14 protein-coding genes are annotated in these 14,237 nt (G+C 40.5%); 2 read left to right on the top strand and 12 right to left on the bottom strand.

From position 1 onward, the window contains the following. Nucleotides 1–4: 4 nt before the first annotated feature. Genes ABFG93_RS20300 through ABFG93_RS20285 form a run of 4 tightly spaced genes read right to left on the bottom strand, consistent with a single transcriptional unit; the run spans nucleotide 5 to nucleotide 3,363 of the window. On the bottom strand, nucleotides 5–190 hold the full coding sequence (locus ABFG93_RS20300) for a hypothetical protein (RefSeq protein WP_347549812.1): 186 nt from the start codon (nucleotides 188–190) through the stop codon (nucleotides 5–7). 23 nt (nucleotides 191–213) lie between these two features. Next, nucleotides 214–792, bottom strand: coding sequence for a CPBP family intramembrane glutamic endopeptidase (locus ABFG93_RS20295; RefSeq protein ID WP_347549811.1), 579 nt, complete (start codon nucleotides 790–792; stop codon nucleotides 214–216). Beyond that, the gene (locus ABFG93_RS20290) at nucleotides 773–2,314 is read right to left on the bottom strand and encodes a RecQ family ATP-dependent DNA helicase (RefSeq protein ID WP_347549810.1); all 1,542 of its coding nucleotides are present in this window, start codon (nucleotides 2,312–2,314) and stop codon (nucleotides 773–775) included. The genes ABFG93_RS20295 and ABFG93_RS20290 overlap by 20 nt, the downstream gene beginning before the upstream one ends. Then, nucleotides 2,314–3,363: a helix-turn-helix domain-containing protein gene (locus ABFG93_RS20285; protein WP_347549809.1), complete on the bottom strand. Its 1,050-nt coding sequence runs from the start codon at nucleotides 3,361–3,363 to the stop codon at nucleotides 2,314–2,316. Before ABFG93_RS20285 ends, ABFG93_RS20290 begins: the two co-directional genes overlap by 1 nt. 216 nt (nucleotides 3,364–3,579) lie before the next feature. Here ABFG93_RS20285 and ABFG93_RS20280 point away from each other — a divergent pair, with 216 nt between their 5' ends. Then, nucleotides 3,580–3,828, top strand: coding sequence for a ferredoxin (locus ABFG93_RS20280; RefSeq protein WP_098444014.1), 249 nt, complete (start codon nucleotides 3,580–3,582; stop codon nucleotides 3,826–3,828). 159 nt (nucleotides 3,829–3,987) lie between these two features. Then, nucleotides 3,988–5,568 (top strand): phosphoglycerate dehydrogenase, encoded by a 1,581-nt coding sequence (gene serA / locus ABFG93_RS20275; RefSeq protein ID WP_347549808.1) that lies wholly within the window; start codon nucleotides 3,988–3,990, stop codon nucleotides 5,566–5,568. Nucleotides 5,569–5,608: 40 nt separating this feature from the next. Here the strand turns inward: serA and ABFG93_RS20270 are convergent, their stop codons facing one another. The 8 genes from ABFG93_RS20270 to ABFG93_RS20235 form a co-directional block, all read right to left on the bottom strand. Next, nucleotides 5,609–6,418, bottom strand: a complete 810-nt coding sequence (locus ABFG93_RS20270; protein ID WP_347549807.1) for a histidinol-phosphatase — start codon at nucleotides 6,416–6,418, stop codon at nucleotides 5,609–5,611. A 294-nt stretch (nucleotides 6,419–6,712) separates the two neighbouring features. Then, a complete protein-coding gene (locus ABFG93_RS20265; protein WP_347549806.1) occupies nucleotides 6,713–8,500 on the bottom strand; it encodes an ATP-binding protein in 1,788 nt (595 codons plus the stop codon). Then, nucleotides 8,500–9,216 (bottom strand): response regulator transcription factor, encoded by a 717-nt coding sequence (locus tag ABFG93_RS20260; protein ID WP_347549805.1) that lies wholly within the window; start codon nucleotides 9,214–9,216, stop codon nucleotides 8,500–8,502. The genes ABFG93_RS20265 and ABFG93_RS20260 overlap by 1 nt, the downstream gene beginning before the upstream one ends. Before the next feature lie 134 nt (nucleotides 9,217–9,350). Continuing rightward, nucleotides 9,351–10,550, bottom strand: a complete 1,200-nt coding sequence (gene ccsB, locus ABFG93_RS20255) for a c-type cytochrome biogenesis protein CcsB (RefSeq protein WP_347549804.1) — start codon at nucleotides 10,548–10,550, stop codon at nucleotides 9,351–9,353. Nucleotides 10,551–10,580: 30 nt separating this feature from the next. Further along, on the bottom strand, nucleotides 10,581–12,206 hold the full coding sequence (gene resB / locus ABFG93_RS20250; RefSeq protein ID WP_347549803.1) for a cytochrome c biogenesis protein ResB: 1,626 nt from the start codon (nucleotides 12,204–12,206) through the stop codon (nucleotides 10,581–10,583). A gap of 12 nt (nucleotides 12,207–12,218) precedes the next feature. Beyond that, nucleotides 12,219–12,746: a thiol-disulfide oxidoreductase ResA gene (gene resA, locus ABFG93_RS20245; RefSeq protein WP_347549802.1), complete on the bottom strand. Its 528-nt coding sequence runs from the start codon at nucleotides 12,744–12,746 to the stop codon at nucleotides 12,219–12,221. 68 nt (nucleotides 12,747–12,814) lie between these two features. Beyond that, nucleotides 12,815–13,549 carry a pseudouridine synthase gene (locus ABFG93_RS20240; protein WP_347552912.1) on the bottom strand — a complete coding sequence of 245 codons (735 nt, stop codon included), beginning with the start codon at nucleotides 13,547–13,549 and terminating at the stop codon, nucleotides 12,815–12,817. A gap of 169 nt (nucleotides 13,550–13,718) precedes the next feature. Further along, nucleotides 13,719–14,237, bottom strand: a complete 519-nt coding sequence (locus tag ABFG93_RS20235; protein WP_347549801.1) for a spore maturation protein — start codon at nucleotides 14,235–14,237, stop codon at nucleotides 13,719–13,721.

Below are 14,237 nucleotides of genomic sequence, written 5' to 3'. Positions count from 1 at the left end.
TAGGTTAGGAGAAATAGGAATAAAGAAGGAATAATGAAACCATACCAATAAATAGAAGAGCTAGAAGACGGATCAGCGTGAACGATGGCATTTCGTTCTCCTGACCTTTTTTCTGCGTCTGCTTTCGTTTCTTTGTTGTTTTATTCTGATGGTATTCTTTCCTTGAAGGTAGAGAATGTTCGTTTTTCATGAAACTCACCTTTCGTGATGTATTCAATTACGGGCTTTTCGCTTGATGAGGCAGCCCATTGTAAAATCTATTAAAAAGTGGGCAGTAATCGTTACAAGAACATTTCCAGTCCACTCGTAAAGGACTCCAAGCATAAAGCTAATTCCTACAACTGACGTGAATAAAACAGGTTTTGTAAGATACCTAATATGAATTACTGCGAACAATCCGCTGGCAATAAAAAGACCAAAGTGGGTTTGGATCACACCTCTAAATAGTAATTCTTCACATATAGCAATGATGAGGGATAGGAAAAAAATATGCAATACCGATATCTCCTTAAAAATTCGTTCGTTTATCCCACCATCGTCTAACATTTCTTCAGGTAACCATATCATTAAAAGGGAATCGACTAGAATGACTACTAATGCCAGCCCTCCCCCCAAAAATAACATTTCTGTCCAATTTATTTCTGTAATTTCATCAAAAAACCACCATTCCCTGTAAAGTAATCCCCCAATTACACCAGTGAGAATAAGCAAAATCCCCTGTGTTAAATACACGTTAAGGAGCAGCTCCCGATCTGATAGTTTTCTCACTAGTTCAGCCTGTCGATTTTTCACTATTCTCCTCCTTTTGTACACCAAGCATTCGGCTGAGCTCGTCTTTCCAATCGATAATCCCCTCCACCTGCTTCTCTTCCTTTGCCGTGATTTTGTCATATCTCTTAAGGGTGAGACCACAATAGTCACAGCAGGGATCGATGGTAACAGGAAGCTCTCCAAACTGTTCAAGCAGCCCCTTCCTTCTGCACCTGTCTTCTTCTAACCAGCTTTTAAATCGGACCCATTTTACAATTTTTTCGTTTTTGCGACGTTCTGTTTCATCTAAAATCCGACTGATTTTATCATCTAATTGAAAGTTCATAATCACGTCATTTTGTACAATACCATGAACCTCAAGCTTATGGTAAATGTACCGCCACGCCGTTTCTGTCAATCCTAACGGTACACCCTCGCTTTCATATTGTTTTTGGGTTAAACGTTTTCCAATCCTCGTGGAAACATTGTTCATAAGTCTGGATATCTGATTATGATTCGGCAGTTCGCTCTCAATAAAAGAAAGCGGCAGAAACTCGTCTTCCGCCGTATACAAATGAATGGCTATTCCTCTCTTCTCATCACGACCAGCACGTCCAATTTCTTGCAAGTAGCTTTCAAAGGTGGAAGGCGGGTGAAAATGAATTACATAGCGAATATTGCGCTTGTTAATGCCCATTCCAAATGCATTTGTAGAGCAGACAACGGAAAGTTCATCGTTTAAGAACTGCTGTTGAATTAACAGACGATCTTCTTGATCGAGACCTGCGTGGTATGAAGCCACCCTTCCTACTCCGCAGCTTTCTAATTCTTTAGCCATTTTATCAGCCCAGCTTCTACTCGAAAAGTATATAATACCTGGTCCTTGAAGCCTGTTCGCATAATGATGAATAGCTTTCACTTTTTCTTCTATTGAGTTAAGCTTTTCAAGCTTGATGGCGATATTAGGTCGATCAACACTATATACATGGCATGAGGGATTTGACATGTGGAGTTGAGAGATAATATCTTCACGGATTTCTGCCGTTGCGGTTGCTGTTAATGCAAGAAGAGGTGGACGTCCTAACTCCTCTCTAATATCACCGAGCTTTAAATAATCAGTCCTAAAATCGTGCCCCCACTGTGAGATACAATGCGCTTCATCAATCACCATTAATTGAAACCGAATTTTCTTCAACGTCTCTTTAACAATTTTATTTTGAAGTATTTCTGGGGATACATAAATAAAAACGTACTCTGATAAGTTCCGAAGCGTGCTTCTTCGCATTTCAAAATCCTGAAAGCTGTTTAAGGCAACTACTCGTTTTTCTCCACTCGATTTCAATTGCTGTACCTGGTCCTCCATTAATGACACAAGGGGTGACACGATCAGCACCGGAGAAGCTCCTGCATACACGGGTAATTGATAGCACATTGACTTTCCAGCACCTGTAGGAAGCATAGCGAACACATCTCTTCCCTCAAGGACATCTTCAATGATCTGCTCTTGACCTGTTCGGAAATTTCGATATCCGAAACGCTGATAGAGTATTTCTGTTAAGTCCATTAGATCCCTTCCTTGCATAGTGTTAACCGTATTTGAAAGTATGAATATGATTCTTTTAAATGCTCTTTAATTGTTTTAAGCCGCTGACTGTTTGTTTCACTGCTCGCCGATAAAATATCCTGTTGAGCTTTTTTTGATACAAAAAGATCAATGGAAAACCCCTCAACGTTCATGGCAATTTCAACTAAATGATCTTCTATCGTACTTCTTTTCAATCGTCGACTATTTGCAATTTGATCAATATCCAAACCTCTCTGAATTAATTCAAGCGTTTGCCTTGTGGAAGACGTTAATGGTATTTCAGCGTATTCATTTGCTGCAAAAGAAGAAAGGAGCGGATAGTTTTCCTTATTATTTTGAATAGTTGAAAGAAAAGCATGGAGCGTACCATTAAATTGGATCGTTGCTTCTTCTACCGTAATTGAATAAATTGCTGCTGCTTGTTTGAGTGTAAGACCTGTTCTTTCCGATCCACTTAGTCGTTGGATAAAAAGCTTTGCATGATGCTCAGGTAGTGGTTCCAATATCGAAAAGATCTCATGATATAATTGTTCTGCCGTTCTCTTACGGGCATCCTTACTGATAGGAAAATGTTTCTTGACCCATACTTGCGTAGATTCTTCTTTACTAACCGGATAAAAGCTCATAGTTTCATAAACGGAACAGGAAAGACTTTGCATAAATAAACTTAGACGTTGCCAGAATTGTTCAGTGAGATGATGATACTTCCATCCATTTAAACTGTCCGGGAATGGATTGGATTCCAGAAACCCTCTCAATTCGGTATTTCCTTTGGAGGTTAGGATGACACTCCCCTGGTAGTTCCTTTTAAGTAACCCGGACTTTTCTAACCGCAGAACAACACGATCAAATTGGTCCCGTTCTAAACCTTTCAACATTCCAAATAAGAACCCAATTCTAAAAAGCTTCGCGTCTTGAATTGTCTGAGAAGATTTTTTCCCTTTTAATAAATGAAAAGCCGCCGATAACGAACGATCGCTTCCAAAACGGTTAAGTACAACTAATAACATACCTTCAAAATAGCTCATGCTCTAACCACCCTGTTCATTCTTTACTTATTGTATCAAATCTTCCTATCTGTTTACTTATTTTAAAACCGGGTAACCTCTAAATGAGCACATATATAGGATTTGGCTATTGAAAAGTCAAGTCATCACCTTTACAATAAAGTTATTAAAAACTTTCATTCACGAATAATGGGATGATGAAAGACATATAGAAGTATTGAATAGGAGGTTAAAATTATGGCTAAGTATACTATTGTAGATAAAGATACTTGTATCGCATGTGGCGCTTGTGGTGCTGCAGCACCCGATATTTATGATTACGACGACGAAGGGATTGCTTTCGTAACTCTTGACGATAACGAAGGGATTGTTGAAATTCCTGAGGTACTTCACGAAGATATGATGGACGCCTTTGAAGGCTGTCCAACTGACTCCATAAAGATTGCAGATGAGTCATTTGATGGTGACGCAACAAAATTTGAATAACGAATTTGATCGATCCCTGGTGTGAAAACCAGGGGTTTTTCTCATTTTTCAGCCGGAAAAATATTTCATTTGAAATTGACACTTTAGTGCTTTCATGGTAAAAAGTAAGGTATTGAGTTTTCTAAAAAATGAGAAGAGATAGAAAAAGGAGTGGAGAAGATGGCTAACGTTCTTGTAACTGATGGTATCAAAGAAGATGGTTTGCAACCTTTACTAAATGAAACAACGATCCAATGTGATATTGGTTCCCTTGATTCATTCAGCGATCGACTAGGTGAATATGAAGCATTACTGGTAAGAAGTGCTACGAAAGTAACTGCTGAGGTACTGGATCAAATGCCTAACTTGAAAATTGTGGCTCGTGCAGGTGTAGGTGTCGATAACATTGATATCGACGCTGCTACAGAGCGAGGGGTTATTGTCGTCAACGCTCCAGATGGTAATACGATTTCAACTACAGAGCATACATTTGCAATGATGGCTTCTCTTGTACGAAACATCCCCCAGGGTACTTCATCTTTAAAAAATGGAAAATGGATGCGCAAGCAATATGTTGGTACAGAACTCAGCGGGAAAACGCTCGGAATTATTGGAATGGGGCGCATTGGTACCGAGCTTTCAAGACGAGCAAGAGCTTTTGGAATGGACGTAGTGGTTTTCGATCCATTTCTAACAAATGACCGAGCTGAGAAGTTGGATGTTGAATCCGTAGAGTTCGATCATTTACTTAATGAGGCTGATATCATCACCGTTCATACCCCTCTTACTGAAAAGACGCGCGGACTTTTGAATCAAGAGACCATTTCCAAAACGAAAAAAGGTGTTTTCCTTATCAATTGCGCGCGTGGAGGGATTATCGATGAGCAGTCCCTTATTCCATTTCTTGAATCAGGACATATTGGTGGTGTGGCGCTTGATGTATTTGAATCAGAACCACCAGAGAGCGACCATCCACTCCTCTCCTTTGACCGAGTCATTGTGACACCTCACCTTGGTGCTTCAACAAAAGAAGCGCAACTAAACGTAGCTGCTCAGGTTGCGGACGAGGTACTTCAATTCTTAAAAGAAAAACCTATTCGAAACGCCATTAACCTGCCTGGCTTTTCAAAAGAAGAGTACGAAAAAATTAAGCCATATTATGAATTAACTCGTAAAATGGGTAGTATCCTATCTCAATGTATGAAGTCCGCTGTCCACCTCGTTGAAGTCACGTATGCGGGTAAATTAACAGAGCTTGATACAGCCATCCTGACGAGAAATTTAATGGCATCTTTCCTAAAATCAAGACTTGATACAACAGTTAATGAAGTTAACGCTCCTTCGATCGCGAGGGAAAGAGGAATTACCTACGGTGAAAAACATAGTTCTGAAACCCATGGGTATTCTAACCTTATTTCCGTCACTGTTAAGGGAGATAAAGAAAGCTTTTCTCTTCAAGGTACGTATATCAAGGAATATGGAGATAGGATTACACAGTTGAACGGCTTTGATATTGATTTCCACCCGCAGGGAAACCTGCTTTACATTCAGCATAATGACCGTCCAGGTGTAATCGGACATGTAGGTCAAGTTCTTGGCGAGCACGAAATCAACATCGCAACGATGCAAGTAGGACGGAAAGTTGCTGGCGGTGAAGCAATTATGATGCTCTCGTTTGACAACTCTCTTCCAAAGAAAATCGAAGAAACGCTTGAAACTGTTCAAGACATTGTAAAAGTTGAACAGATCGGCAACGTTTAGCTTACAAAAAAGCACAGGAGCTTTGCTCCTGTGCTTTTACTTATAAGGAAATAGACTTCCGTTCACCTTTATCAAAAGTCATCAGTTTTGTGTAGCCTACTGATTTCGCAAGGCTTACAGCTTGATCGTAATCTGCTCCTACATCACCAGGAACGTGAGCATCTGATGAGAGAACGATTGGAATATCTTTCTCAAAACACATTTTAAGCAGATCAGGGTCCGGATATAGCTCCCCTACAGGCTTTCGTAAGCCTGCCGTGCTAATTTCTACACATGTTTTTGAATTTGACAATGCATTGGTTGCACGATCGTATTGTTCAAGAAGAAAATCATGACTTTCTGGTTTGTATTTAAAAATTTTCACGAGATCAAGATGACCGACGATATCGAACAAATTCGATTCAGCTAAAGTCACTACTTGATCAAAATATTTACGGTATACGGTATTAATATCCCGTTCATCCCATAAATGACGATATTCAGCTAAATCGATACCAAAATCCTCCACCCAATGGATCGAACCAATTACATAATCGAATTCATATCCTGAAATGAACCTTTTCATTTCCTGGTGCTTACCAGGGGTATAGTCCATCTCAATCGACATCTTAACATCCATTCCCTGATTTTGAGCTTCCTGAAAAAGCGCTACATATTCCTCCATGTTATACCATCTTCGCTCGTTCACCCATGGATTACTCAAGATGTTTTCCGTTTCATGGAAGTGATACGCGTGTTCTGAAATGCCAAAATGACTGACATTTTTTCGGTTCGCTTCAGCAACGAATTGTGAGAGATAGTCAAGTGTTAATGTACCTTTTTCTAGATGATTATGATAGTCAGTAAACAAAACTTCAGCCCCTTTATCGAACTAGTTTGACTGTTCCAATTACCATTGTAACGCATAAAAGGGGCAAAAGGATACCATCACTCTCTGTTTTATAGGAGAAGCTTATTTAAACATAATGGTCTGTCGATGATAGAGGTTAATATTTGGTTTTTAGCTATACTGAGAGCCAGTGATACTAGGGTTTCGTTTGAAAGTGAGCCAAAGATCGTGTTCTCATCCAAAAAGAGCCAATAAAAAACGATGAACCGGGTGATAACCCTTGATTCATCGTAATCTTTCGGGTATGGCCTGTCACTACTTATCAGGAATAAAGAAAGAGAATGTTGTACCCTCTCCGTTTTTGCTGTGAACGGAGATTTTTCCCATATGTGACTCCACAATGTTTCTTGCAATCGCAAGACCAAGTCCTGTGCCTGATCTTCCTCTTGTACGTGCTTTATCGGCTTTATAGAAGCGTTCAAATACAAATGGAAGGTCATCTTCAGGAATACCGGAACCTGTGTCAGTAACATCAAATTGAACACCTTTGGCATGTGATGATATAAGCAAGCTCACCTTGCCATGATCCGGTGTGTGCCTGACAGCATTGTCTAGCAAGTTCGTTAGCACCTGTTCAATTCGATCCGGATCAACCATCAACATTCGCTCAGCATTGGAAACAAAAAAGTATAATTCAATTTCTCGATCACGGGCCAGACCTGTAAACTTTCTTACTATTCGCTTCCCAAAATCCTGGAGGTTAATGCTGGCATAATGCAACTCATTATGACCGGCTTCCATTCTTGCAAGATCCAATAGCTCATTAACAAGTCTACCCATACGTAGTGATTCATCATAAATAATTTGAGCTACTTCCTTTTTCTCTTCTTCACTACTCGCAACATCGTCTACAATGGCCTCACTGTAACCTTGAAGCATTGCTATCGGTGTTCTTAGCTCATGGGACACGTTAGCGATGAAGTCTTTTCTAAGCTTGTCAAGGCGCCGTTCTTCCGTCATATCACGAAAAACAGCAACAGCCCCGCGTATCGCGGATTGGTTATACAACGGCGTCATCACAACCACCCAGCTTCTTCCTTGAAGTTCTACCTCTGTAAGCTGCTCTCGCTCAAGCATTACCACAAGACTGAACAACTCATTGATGTCTTCTGGCACTTCACTACCTGGCTGCTCTTCCATTCCCTGTTCATAATACCAGGCTTTCAAAAAGCGCTCTGCCGGCGGATTAGTGCTCAAAATTGCTCCTGTCTTATCAAAAGTAATAACCCCATCTGCCATACTGCTTAAGATACTCGAAAGCTGCTCCTTCTCCTGATTCAACGCTGTTACATAGTTGTTTAACTGACGCCCCATCCGGTTAAAGGCAACGGATAGTTCACCAATCTCATCGTGCGTCACCATCGGTACTTTCGTATCAAACTTCCCTTTAGCTACCTGTGTTGCCGCTTCTCTCATTTTCAATAGAGGTGCGGTAATACGGGTAGATAAGAAAAAGGCAAATATTGTCGTTAATACAATGGCAATACCGGCTGATATGTAAATTAAATTTCGTGCCTGACGTGTTGTTTGCTCAATCACATCAAGAGACTGATAAAGAAACACAGCACCATGATCATCACCGTCAATATCCATTGGTACACCTACTATTAGTAGCTCATTATGTGAAGAATGGGTAACTGAGGCAGATTCAAAATCACCTTGCTTAACAACTGTTTCTCTTGTTGTAAAAACGTCCTGTAGAATGGGATCATCCTGAAAGACGTCGAGTGCGAATTCAGGAAGTCCATGAGCATTTGGCGAATACTTCAGACTCCCCTTTTCTTCTTCGTTCTTAACAATCAAGACTCTAGTTGGATAAAAATCAGTGATTTCCCATGCCGTTTCAAGGGCTTGATCACGGTCATCGTAACGCTCAATAACGGAGGCTACTTTATTAGCAAGTCGCTCCATCTGCTCTGCTTCTTTCTCAACGTGAAAATCTTCAAAGAATTGAAGAAGAAGGATCGTTAGGATAGAGAGAACAAATGCAACTAGTAAGATAATCGTAAGCCATAGCTTACCAACTACGCTTCTCCAGATCATTACTCTTTTACAGCCTCAAATTTATACCCTACTCCCCAGACAGTCGAGATCATAGCAGCAGCATTAGGTGAAACCTTATTTAATTTTTCCCTAAGTCGCTTAACATGTGTATCAACGGTACGAAGGTCACCAAAGAATTCATAATTCCATACATCCTTTAGAAGCTCTTCGCGTGAAAACACCTTATCCGGTGCTTTGGCAAGATAGTACAGTAGTTCATATTCTTTCGGTGTTAAGTTAATAACCTGATCTTCAGCTAATACACGATGGGCATCGTGGTCAATTGTTAGAAATGGATAAACAATTACATTTTTTGTTGTTGTTTCTGTTTGTAGAAATTTTGTTGTGGAAGACCTACGAAGGAGTGCCTTAACACGTAAAACTACTTCTCTCGGGCTAAACGGTTTTGTAATATAATCATCTGCGCCCACTTCAAACCCTTGAACACGATTCGCTTCTTCTCCCTTAGCTGTCAGCATGATGACAGGAGTAGCTTTTTGCTCGCGCATCTTTTGACACACCTCGATCCCGTCCATGCCCGGTAACATTAGATCTAGTAAAATAAGATCAAAATCATCCTCCGTAGCTATATCAAGTGCTTCTTCTCCATTTTCGGCTTCTTCGATTTCATAGTTTTCTCTTTCAAGATACATGCGTAACAGCTTTCTAATACGCTCTTCATCGTCTACTACTAATATTCTTGCGTCTTTTTCCAAGAAGATTCCCTCCTACATATACTCCTGTCTCATATTCTACCACGTAACAAGCCATCCAGACCAGCAATCAGGAAACCGCATACACCTCATTGATTATAAGAAAACCTTCACTTATTGTGAAGGTTCTAAAAGGATTATGCATAGGAATGAAGTCCAGAAATAACGAGATTTACAACTACGAGATTCAGCATAATAATAATGAATCCTACAACAGCAAGCCATGCTGATTTCTCACCTTGCCATCCTCTCGATAGACGGAGATGAAGATAAGCTGCATAGAATAAAAATGTAACAAGTGCCCAAACTTCTTTTGGATCCCATCCCCAGAAGCGTGTCCAGGCAGCCTGTGCCCAAATCATTGCGAAAATTAATGCACCGAGCGTAAAAACAGGAAACCCGATCGCTACAGCACGATACTGAATCTCATCCACTAATTCCTCGTTCACATTTTTTAGTGCAGGCTGTAATGCTGCACCAATCCGCTTTCTAAGAATCAAACGTATGATTCCATAAAGGACAAGCCCGCCGATTATAGACCAGATGAGAGTGTTCAATTTGTGAGCGGCTTTCTCACCCTTCATCCAACCAGGTGCTTCCAAAAGCGGACCAAACTCATTTCCGCTTACATATGTGCCATCAGTCGGACCTGTAAGGGCTGGCAAGTTATATTCAACTGTCACCTGTTGTTCGTTTTGATCAACAAACTGATATGTTGAAGAATATCCTGCTGCTTCAAATCCAAGAGATAGAACAACAAAAGCAATGGTACTAATCAAAGTGTACATGACTGCCTCTAACCAGAATGTCGACTTGCTCGGCTTTTCCTGATTAACAGTTCGAACGAGGTACACTAGACCGGCAGCAAAGCTAATTGATAGAATACCTTCACCTAGCGCCGCCGTTGTTACGTGAATCTTAAGCCAGTTACTCTGAAGTGCTGGAATTAACGGCTGTATGTCTGACGGAAATACGCTTGCGTAAGCAATGACAATAATCGCAATTGGCATTGCAAAAACGCCAATAACATTACTTTTGTAGATCAAATGGATAATTAAGAAAGCAAAAACCATCGCCATACCGAAAAATGTAGTGAATTCAAATAGATTACTGACCGGCGCGTGTCCAGCTGCAAGCCATCTAGTAATGAAATAGCTCAGTTGAAAAAGAAAACCAATTGCGGAAAGGATAAATCCCCACATGCCCCATTTCTTTGCATGGGTCACTTCATCCGATTTTCTCCACTTCCTTCCGAACAGTGAAATGGCGAACACTATGCTCGCTGCAAAATAGATAAAAAATGCTATATAAAGCAGGTTGCTGCTTAATTGAGCCATCTCATCGTACCTCCCTTCGTGGTAGAAGTTCTATTTTTTTGGTTCTGATTGATCATCAGGCATTTGAAGTCCAGTTTGTGCGGTTATATATTCAAGTTCTCGTTTTAACCCATACCAGTTTTTGTTTGTATGGGAAGCAAGCCAGATGTCGCCTTCTCGTCTTCGTACCCAGACGCGACGATGATTCCAGTACATTCCCTGAATCACTCCAATCATAAAGATAGCTCCCCCAATTCCAAGAATCCATAGCGTATTGTCTTTACGGACAACAAGTCCTGAGACATCTTTGGTATCAACATTCTGGAATGACATCTTATAATCGTTTTCACCAAGTGGTTCAAGGTTTTGTTTAATCGCAACAAACGCAACTTCGCCATCCGGATGTTCTGGTGAAATCATATTGAGTATAAACGCTGGATTATTCGGAACCTTTGACTTTGTCGTTGGTTCTCCCTTGTCATTAAACTCGAAATCAGGGAAATAATCCATGACTTCAACACGATAGCCCTCATCTAGTTCATATTCTTCTTTAGGATTATAAAGATCAACCGTAAGCTCACCAACAGCTTTACCTGACTCCTTGTTATCCATCGTGAATGTCATGGATTGAAGCTCGTTTAGTTTATAATCAACTTGATAAATTGCATAGCCATCGAATTTAAGTGGCTTATTCACTTGAATCGGATGTTCTTTCACCTTCTCAAGCTCGGGCTCAGTACCCGCTATCCGATCTCCTACCTGCTGATAGAGAACCGCATCAGTTTGATAATTTTTCGCTACTAGTTCCTGTCCGGATTCTTCAATAGCGTCTTTAAATTTTTCATCATTGTTGTCATATGTTTCAAGGATGAAGCCATCACTCTTTAAATAATAGGCCTCTTCCGTCCCTTTTACCTGCTGTGTTTCTCCTTCACGTAACCAGAGGACTTCGTCTACGTACATCCCTGGGAAAAACCGAAGCATTCCGCCAATTAAAAATAAGATAAGTCCTATGTGGTTGACATATGGCCCCCACCTCGAAAACCGATTTTTCTCAGCGAATAGATGACCATCCTCTTCTCTAACCTTATATCGTTTTTGCTGAAGGGCCTCCTTAATACGGGATAGTTCAGGCTTTTTCGCTTCTAAGTCAGTAACACCGAAGTACTTCTGCCGCTTCATAAAACTCTCATGACGAATGACACGCTGTCTTTTAAGAGAGCGATAAAGCGGAACAAATCGGTCAAGGCTTGCGACAATTAACGACAAACCGAGCGCAGCAATTAAGAGCATGTACCACCAGGATCCGTATAAATTATGGAATCCTAGATCATAATACAATTGTCCGAGTACACCATATTGTTCCTTATAGTAAACGGTTGGATCTGACAGCGGCGGTATGTACATTTCTTGAGGAAAAATTGTTCCAACCGCTGATGCGACAAGTAAAAGGACAATAATCCAGATCCCTACTTTTACTGACGAAAAGAAATTCCAAATTTTATCAATTACGGTCGTTTTATATGTTTGTGATCGTCTTGCGCTTCCCTCATACCTCATGTTAAGCAGTTTCTTAGATTCTAAATCTCCCTGGAGCGGCTTACCACAAACTTCGCATATCTCAGTTCCATAAGGGTTAACATGTCCGCATTCACAGGTGATATTATTCTTGCTCATTGGAACACCCCATTACGGTTGGATTTGCTTCATATAATCATCAATGGCTTCTTCTGATAAACTGGCCTCTGTCTTCTTGATGACCTTACCATCCTTATCGATTAGAAAAGTAACTGGAATTGGCCCAACACCATAATGATTGGTTACATCATTACCTTTATCTAGAAGAACAGGGAAACTAAGGTTATATCGATCAACAAAGCTCTCTGCTGTTAATTTAGGTTCAGAAACATTCACAGCAAGAATTTCAACACCTTTGTCCTGATACTCTTTATACTTCTTATCCATTGCAGGCATTTCATCCTTGCACGGTTCGCAGTACGTTGCCCAGAAATTCAAAAATATGCCTTTACCTCTATAATCTTCAAGCTCAACTTCATTCCCTTCAAGGTCCGTTAAAATAAAGTTGGGGGCTTGATCCCCGGCTTGAACGATTCCGCTTTCATTTGCGAAAAAGTTCGTATAAAACGTATAGCCAACTGCTATAAAGACGATGGCCAGAATAGCAGTTCGGACTATAAGCCGGTTTTTCTTTTTCATTAAAACCAACTCCTATCAAACAAAGCAATACTACTTACACTATAACGTGCTGTCAGGATGTGAACTTACTACTTTTTTGACTTTTGTGTGACAGCTTGATTTCGAAGTTGTTTTACTTCGTAAGGCTTTAACTCACGGTAGTCACCAGGATTTAAGCCTGTAAGCTCTAGAAAACCATAACGCTCTCTCTTCAACTTCTGAACAGGGTAACCAAGCGCTTCAAACATTCTTCTTACCTGACGATTTTTACCCTCATGAATGGTTAATTCTACAATCGACTTTCCTTTTTGCTTATCAGTTGATAGAATTCTCGCACGAGCTTTGGACGTCTTACCTTCTTCAAGCTGAACGCCTCTTTCAAGCTTTTGAATGGTTTCTTTGTCAACAAGGCCCTTTACTTTGACAACATAAACCTTGTCTACATGATAGCTTGGATGCATAAGCTTGTTTGCAAAGTCACCATCATTCGTTAATAGGAGGGCTCCTGACGTATCGTAATCAAGTCGTCCAACAGGAAATACCCGTTCTTCAATATCATGAAAATAGTCCGTGACAGCTTTTCTACCTTTGTCATCTTCTACTGTTGAAATGACACCAGTTGGTTTATAAAACAAAAAATAAACCGGTTCTTCACGTTCCACCGGAATACCGTTCACTTCGATTTTACAGCGATCAGATACTTTTGTGCCGAGCTCGGTAACGACCTTGCCGTTTACCTTAACCCTTCCTTCTTCAATTAATCCTTCTGCCTTTCGTCTGGATGTTACTCCAGCCTGAGCAATTACCTTTTGCAAACGTTCCATCATATTCACCTCACTAAAACATCATACTCTTGTCGTAGTCAAACCTCAAGTACAGATTCATTCTACCACTTATTATACGCAATAAGGAATGAAACTAATCTAAGCGAAAGACCTAACAAAGAAAACAAATATAAAAACCAAAAGAGTCTCCGCTTAAAAGCGAAGACCATTATCCAAATACAATTGTTACAAACACAATAGCAGCTGTAACTCCTACTATATCAGCAAGAAGGCCCACTTTAAGTGCAGCACCCATTCGCTTAATCCCAACAGCTCCAAAATAGACGGTTAAAATATAAAACGTAGTATCTGTACTTCCCTGCATCGTTGAAGCAAGTCGTCCGATAAATGAATCTGGTCCATACGTCCTGATAATATCGGTTGTCATCGCAAGCGCTCCCGTTCCCGAGATAGGTCGGATAAGCGCCAGTGGTACGATTTCCGTGGGAATGCCAATTGCTTCTAGAGGCGCTTTTAACAATCCGCTCAAAAAAGCCATAGCTCCCGATGCTCTAAACACGGAAATTGCAACCATCATACCAACAAGATAGGGAACAATCGAAACAGCAATCGCCAGCCCTTCTTTACCACCTTCAACAAATGTTTCATATGTTGGAACACGTCTCCATGTCCCATAGGCGAGAATAAAACCTATTAAAAGTGGGATAATCCAGATCGATGCATTCAA

The sequence above is a fragment of the Pseudalkalibacillus hwajinpoensis genome, assembly GCF_039851965.1.
Lineage (GTDB): Bacteria > Bacillota > Bacilli > Bacillales > Guptibacillaceae > Guptibacillus > Guptibacillus hwajinpoensis_E.
The sequence above is the reverse complement of the archived record's forward strand: the minus strand, read 5'-3'. Positions and strand labels throughout refer to the sequence as shown.

Coding starts and splice junctions, on each gene's coding strand:
- ABFG93_RS20300 (WP_347549812.1), bottom strand. CDS start 190: ATGAAAAACGAACATTCTCTACCTTCAAGGAAAGAATACCATCAGAAT.
- ABFG93_RS20290 (WP_347549810.1), bottom strand. CDS start 2,314: ATGGACTTAACAGAAATACTCTATCAGCGTTTCGGATATCGAAATTTC.
- ABFG93_RS20285 (WP_347549809.1), bottom strand. CDS start 3,363: ATGAGCTATTTTGAAGGTATGTTATTAGTTGTACTTAACCGTTTTGGA.
- ABFG93_RS20280 (WP_098444014.1), top strand. CDS start 3,580: ATGGCTAAGTATACTATTGTAGATAAAGATACTTGTATCGCATGTGGC.
- serA (WP_347549808.1), top strand. CDS start 3,988: ATGGCTAACGTTCTTGTAACTGATGGTATCAAAGAAGATGGTTTGCAA.
- ABFG93_RS20265 (WP_347549806.1), bottom strand. CDS start 8,500: ATGATCTGGAGAAGCGTAGTTGGTAAGCTATGGCTTACGATTATCTTA.
- ccsB (WP_347549804.1), bottom strand. CDS start 10,550: ATGGCTCAATTAAGCAGCAACCTGCTTTATATAGCATTTTTTATCTAT.
- resB (WP_347549803.1), bottom strand. CDS start 12,206: ATGAGCAAGAATAATATCACCTGTGAATGCGGACATGTTAACCCTTAT.
- resA (WP_347549802.1), bottom strand. CDS start 12,746: ATGAAAAAGAAAAACCGGCTTATAGTCCGAACTGCTATTCTGGCCATC.
- ABFG93_RS20240 (WP_347552912.1), bottom strand. CDS start 13,549: ATGGAACGTTTGCAAAAGGTAATTGCTCAGGCTGGAGTAACATCCAGA.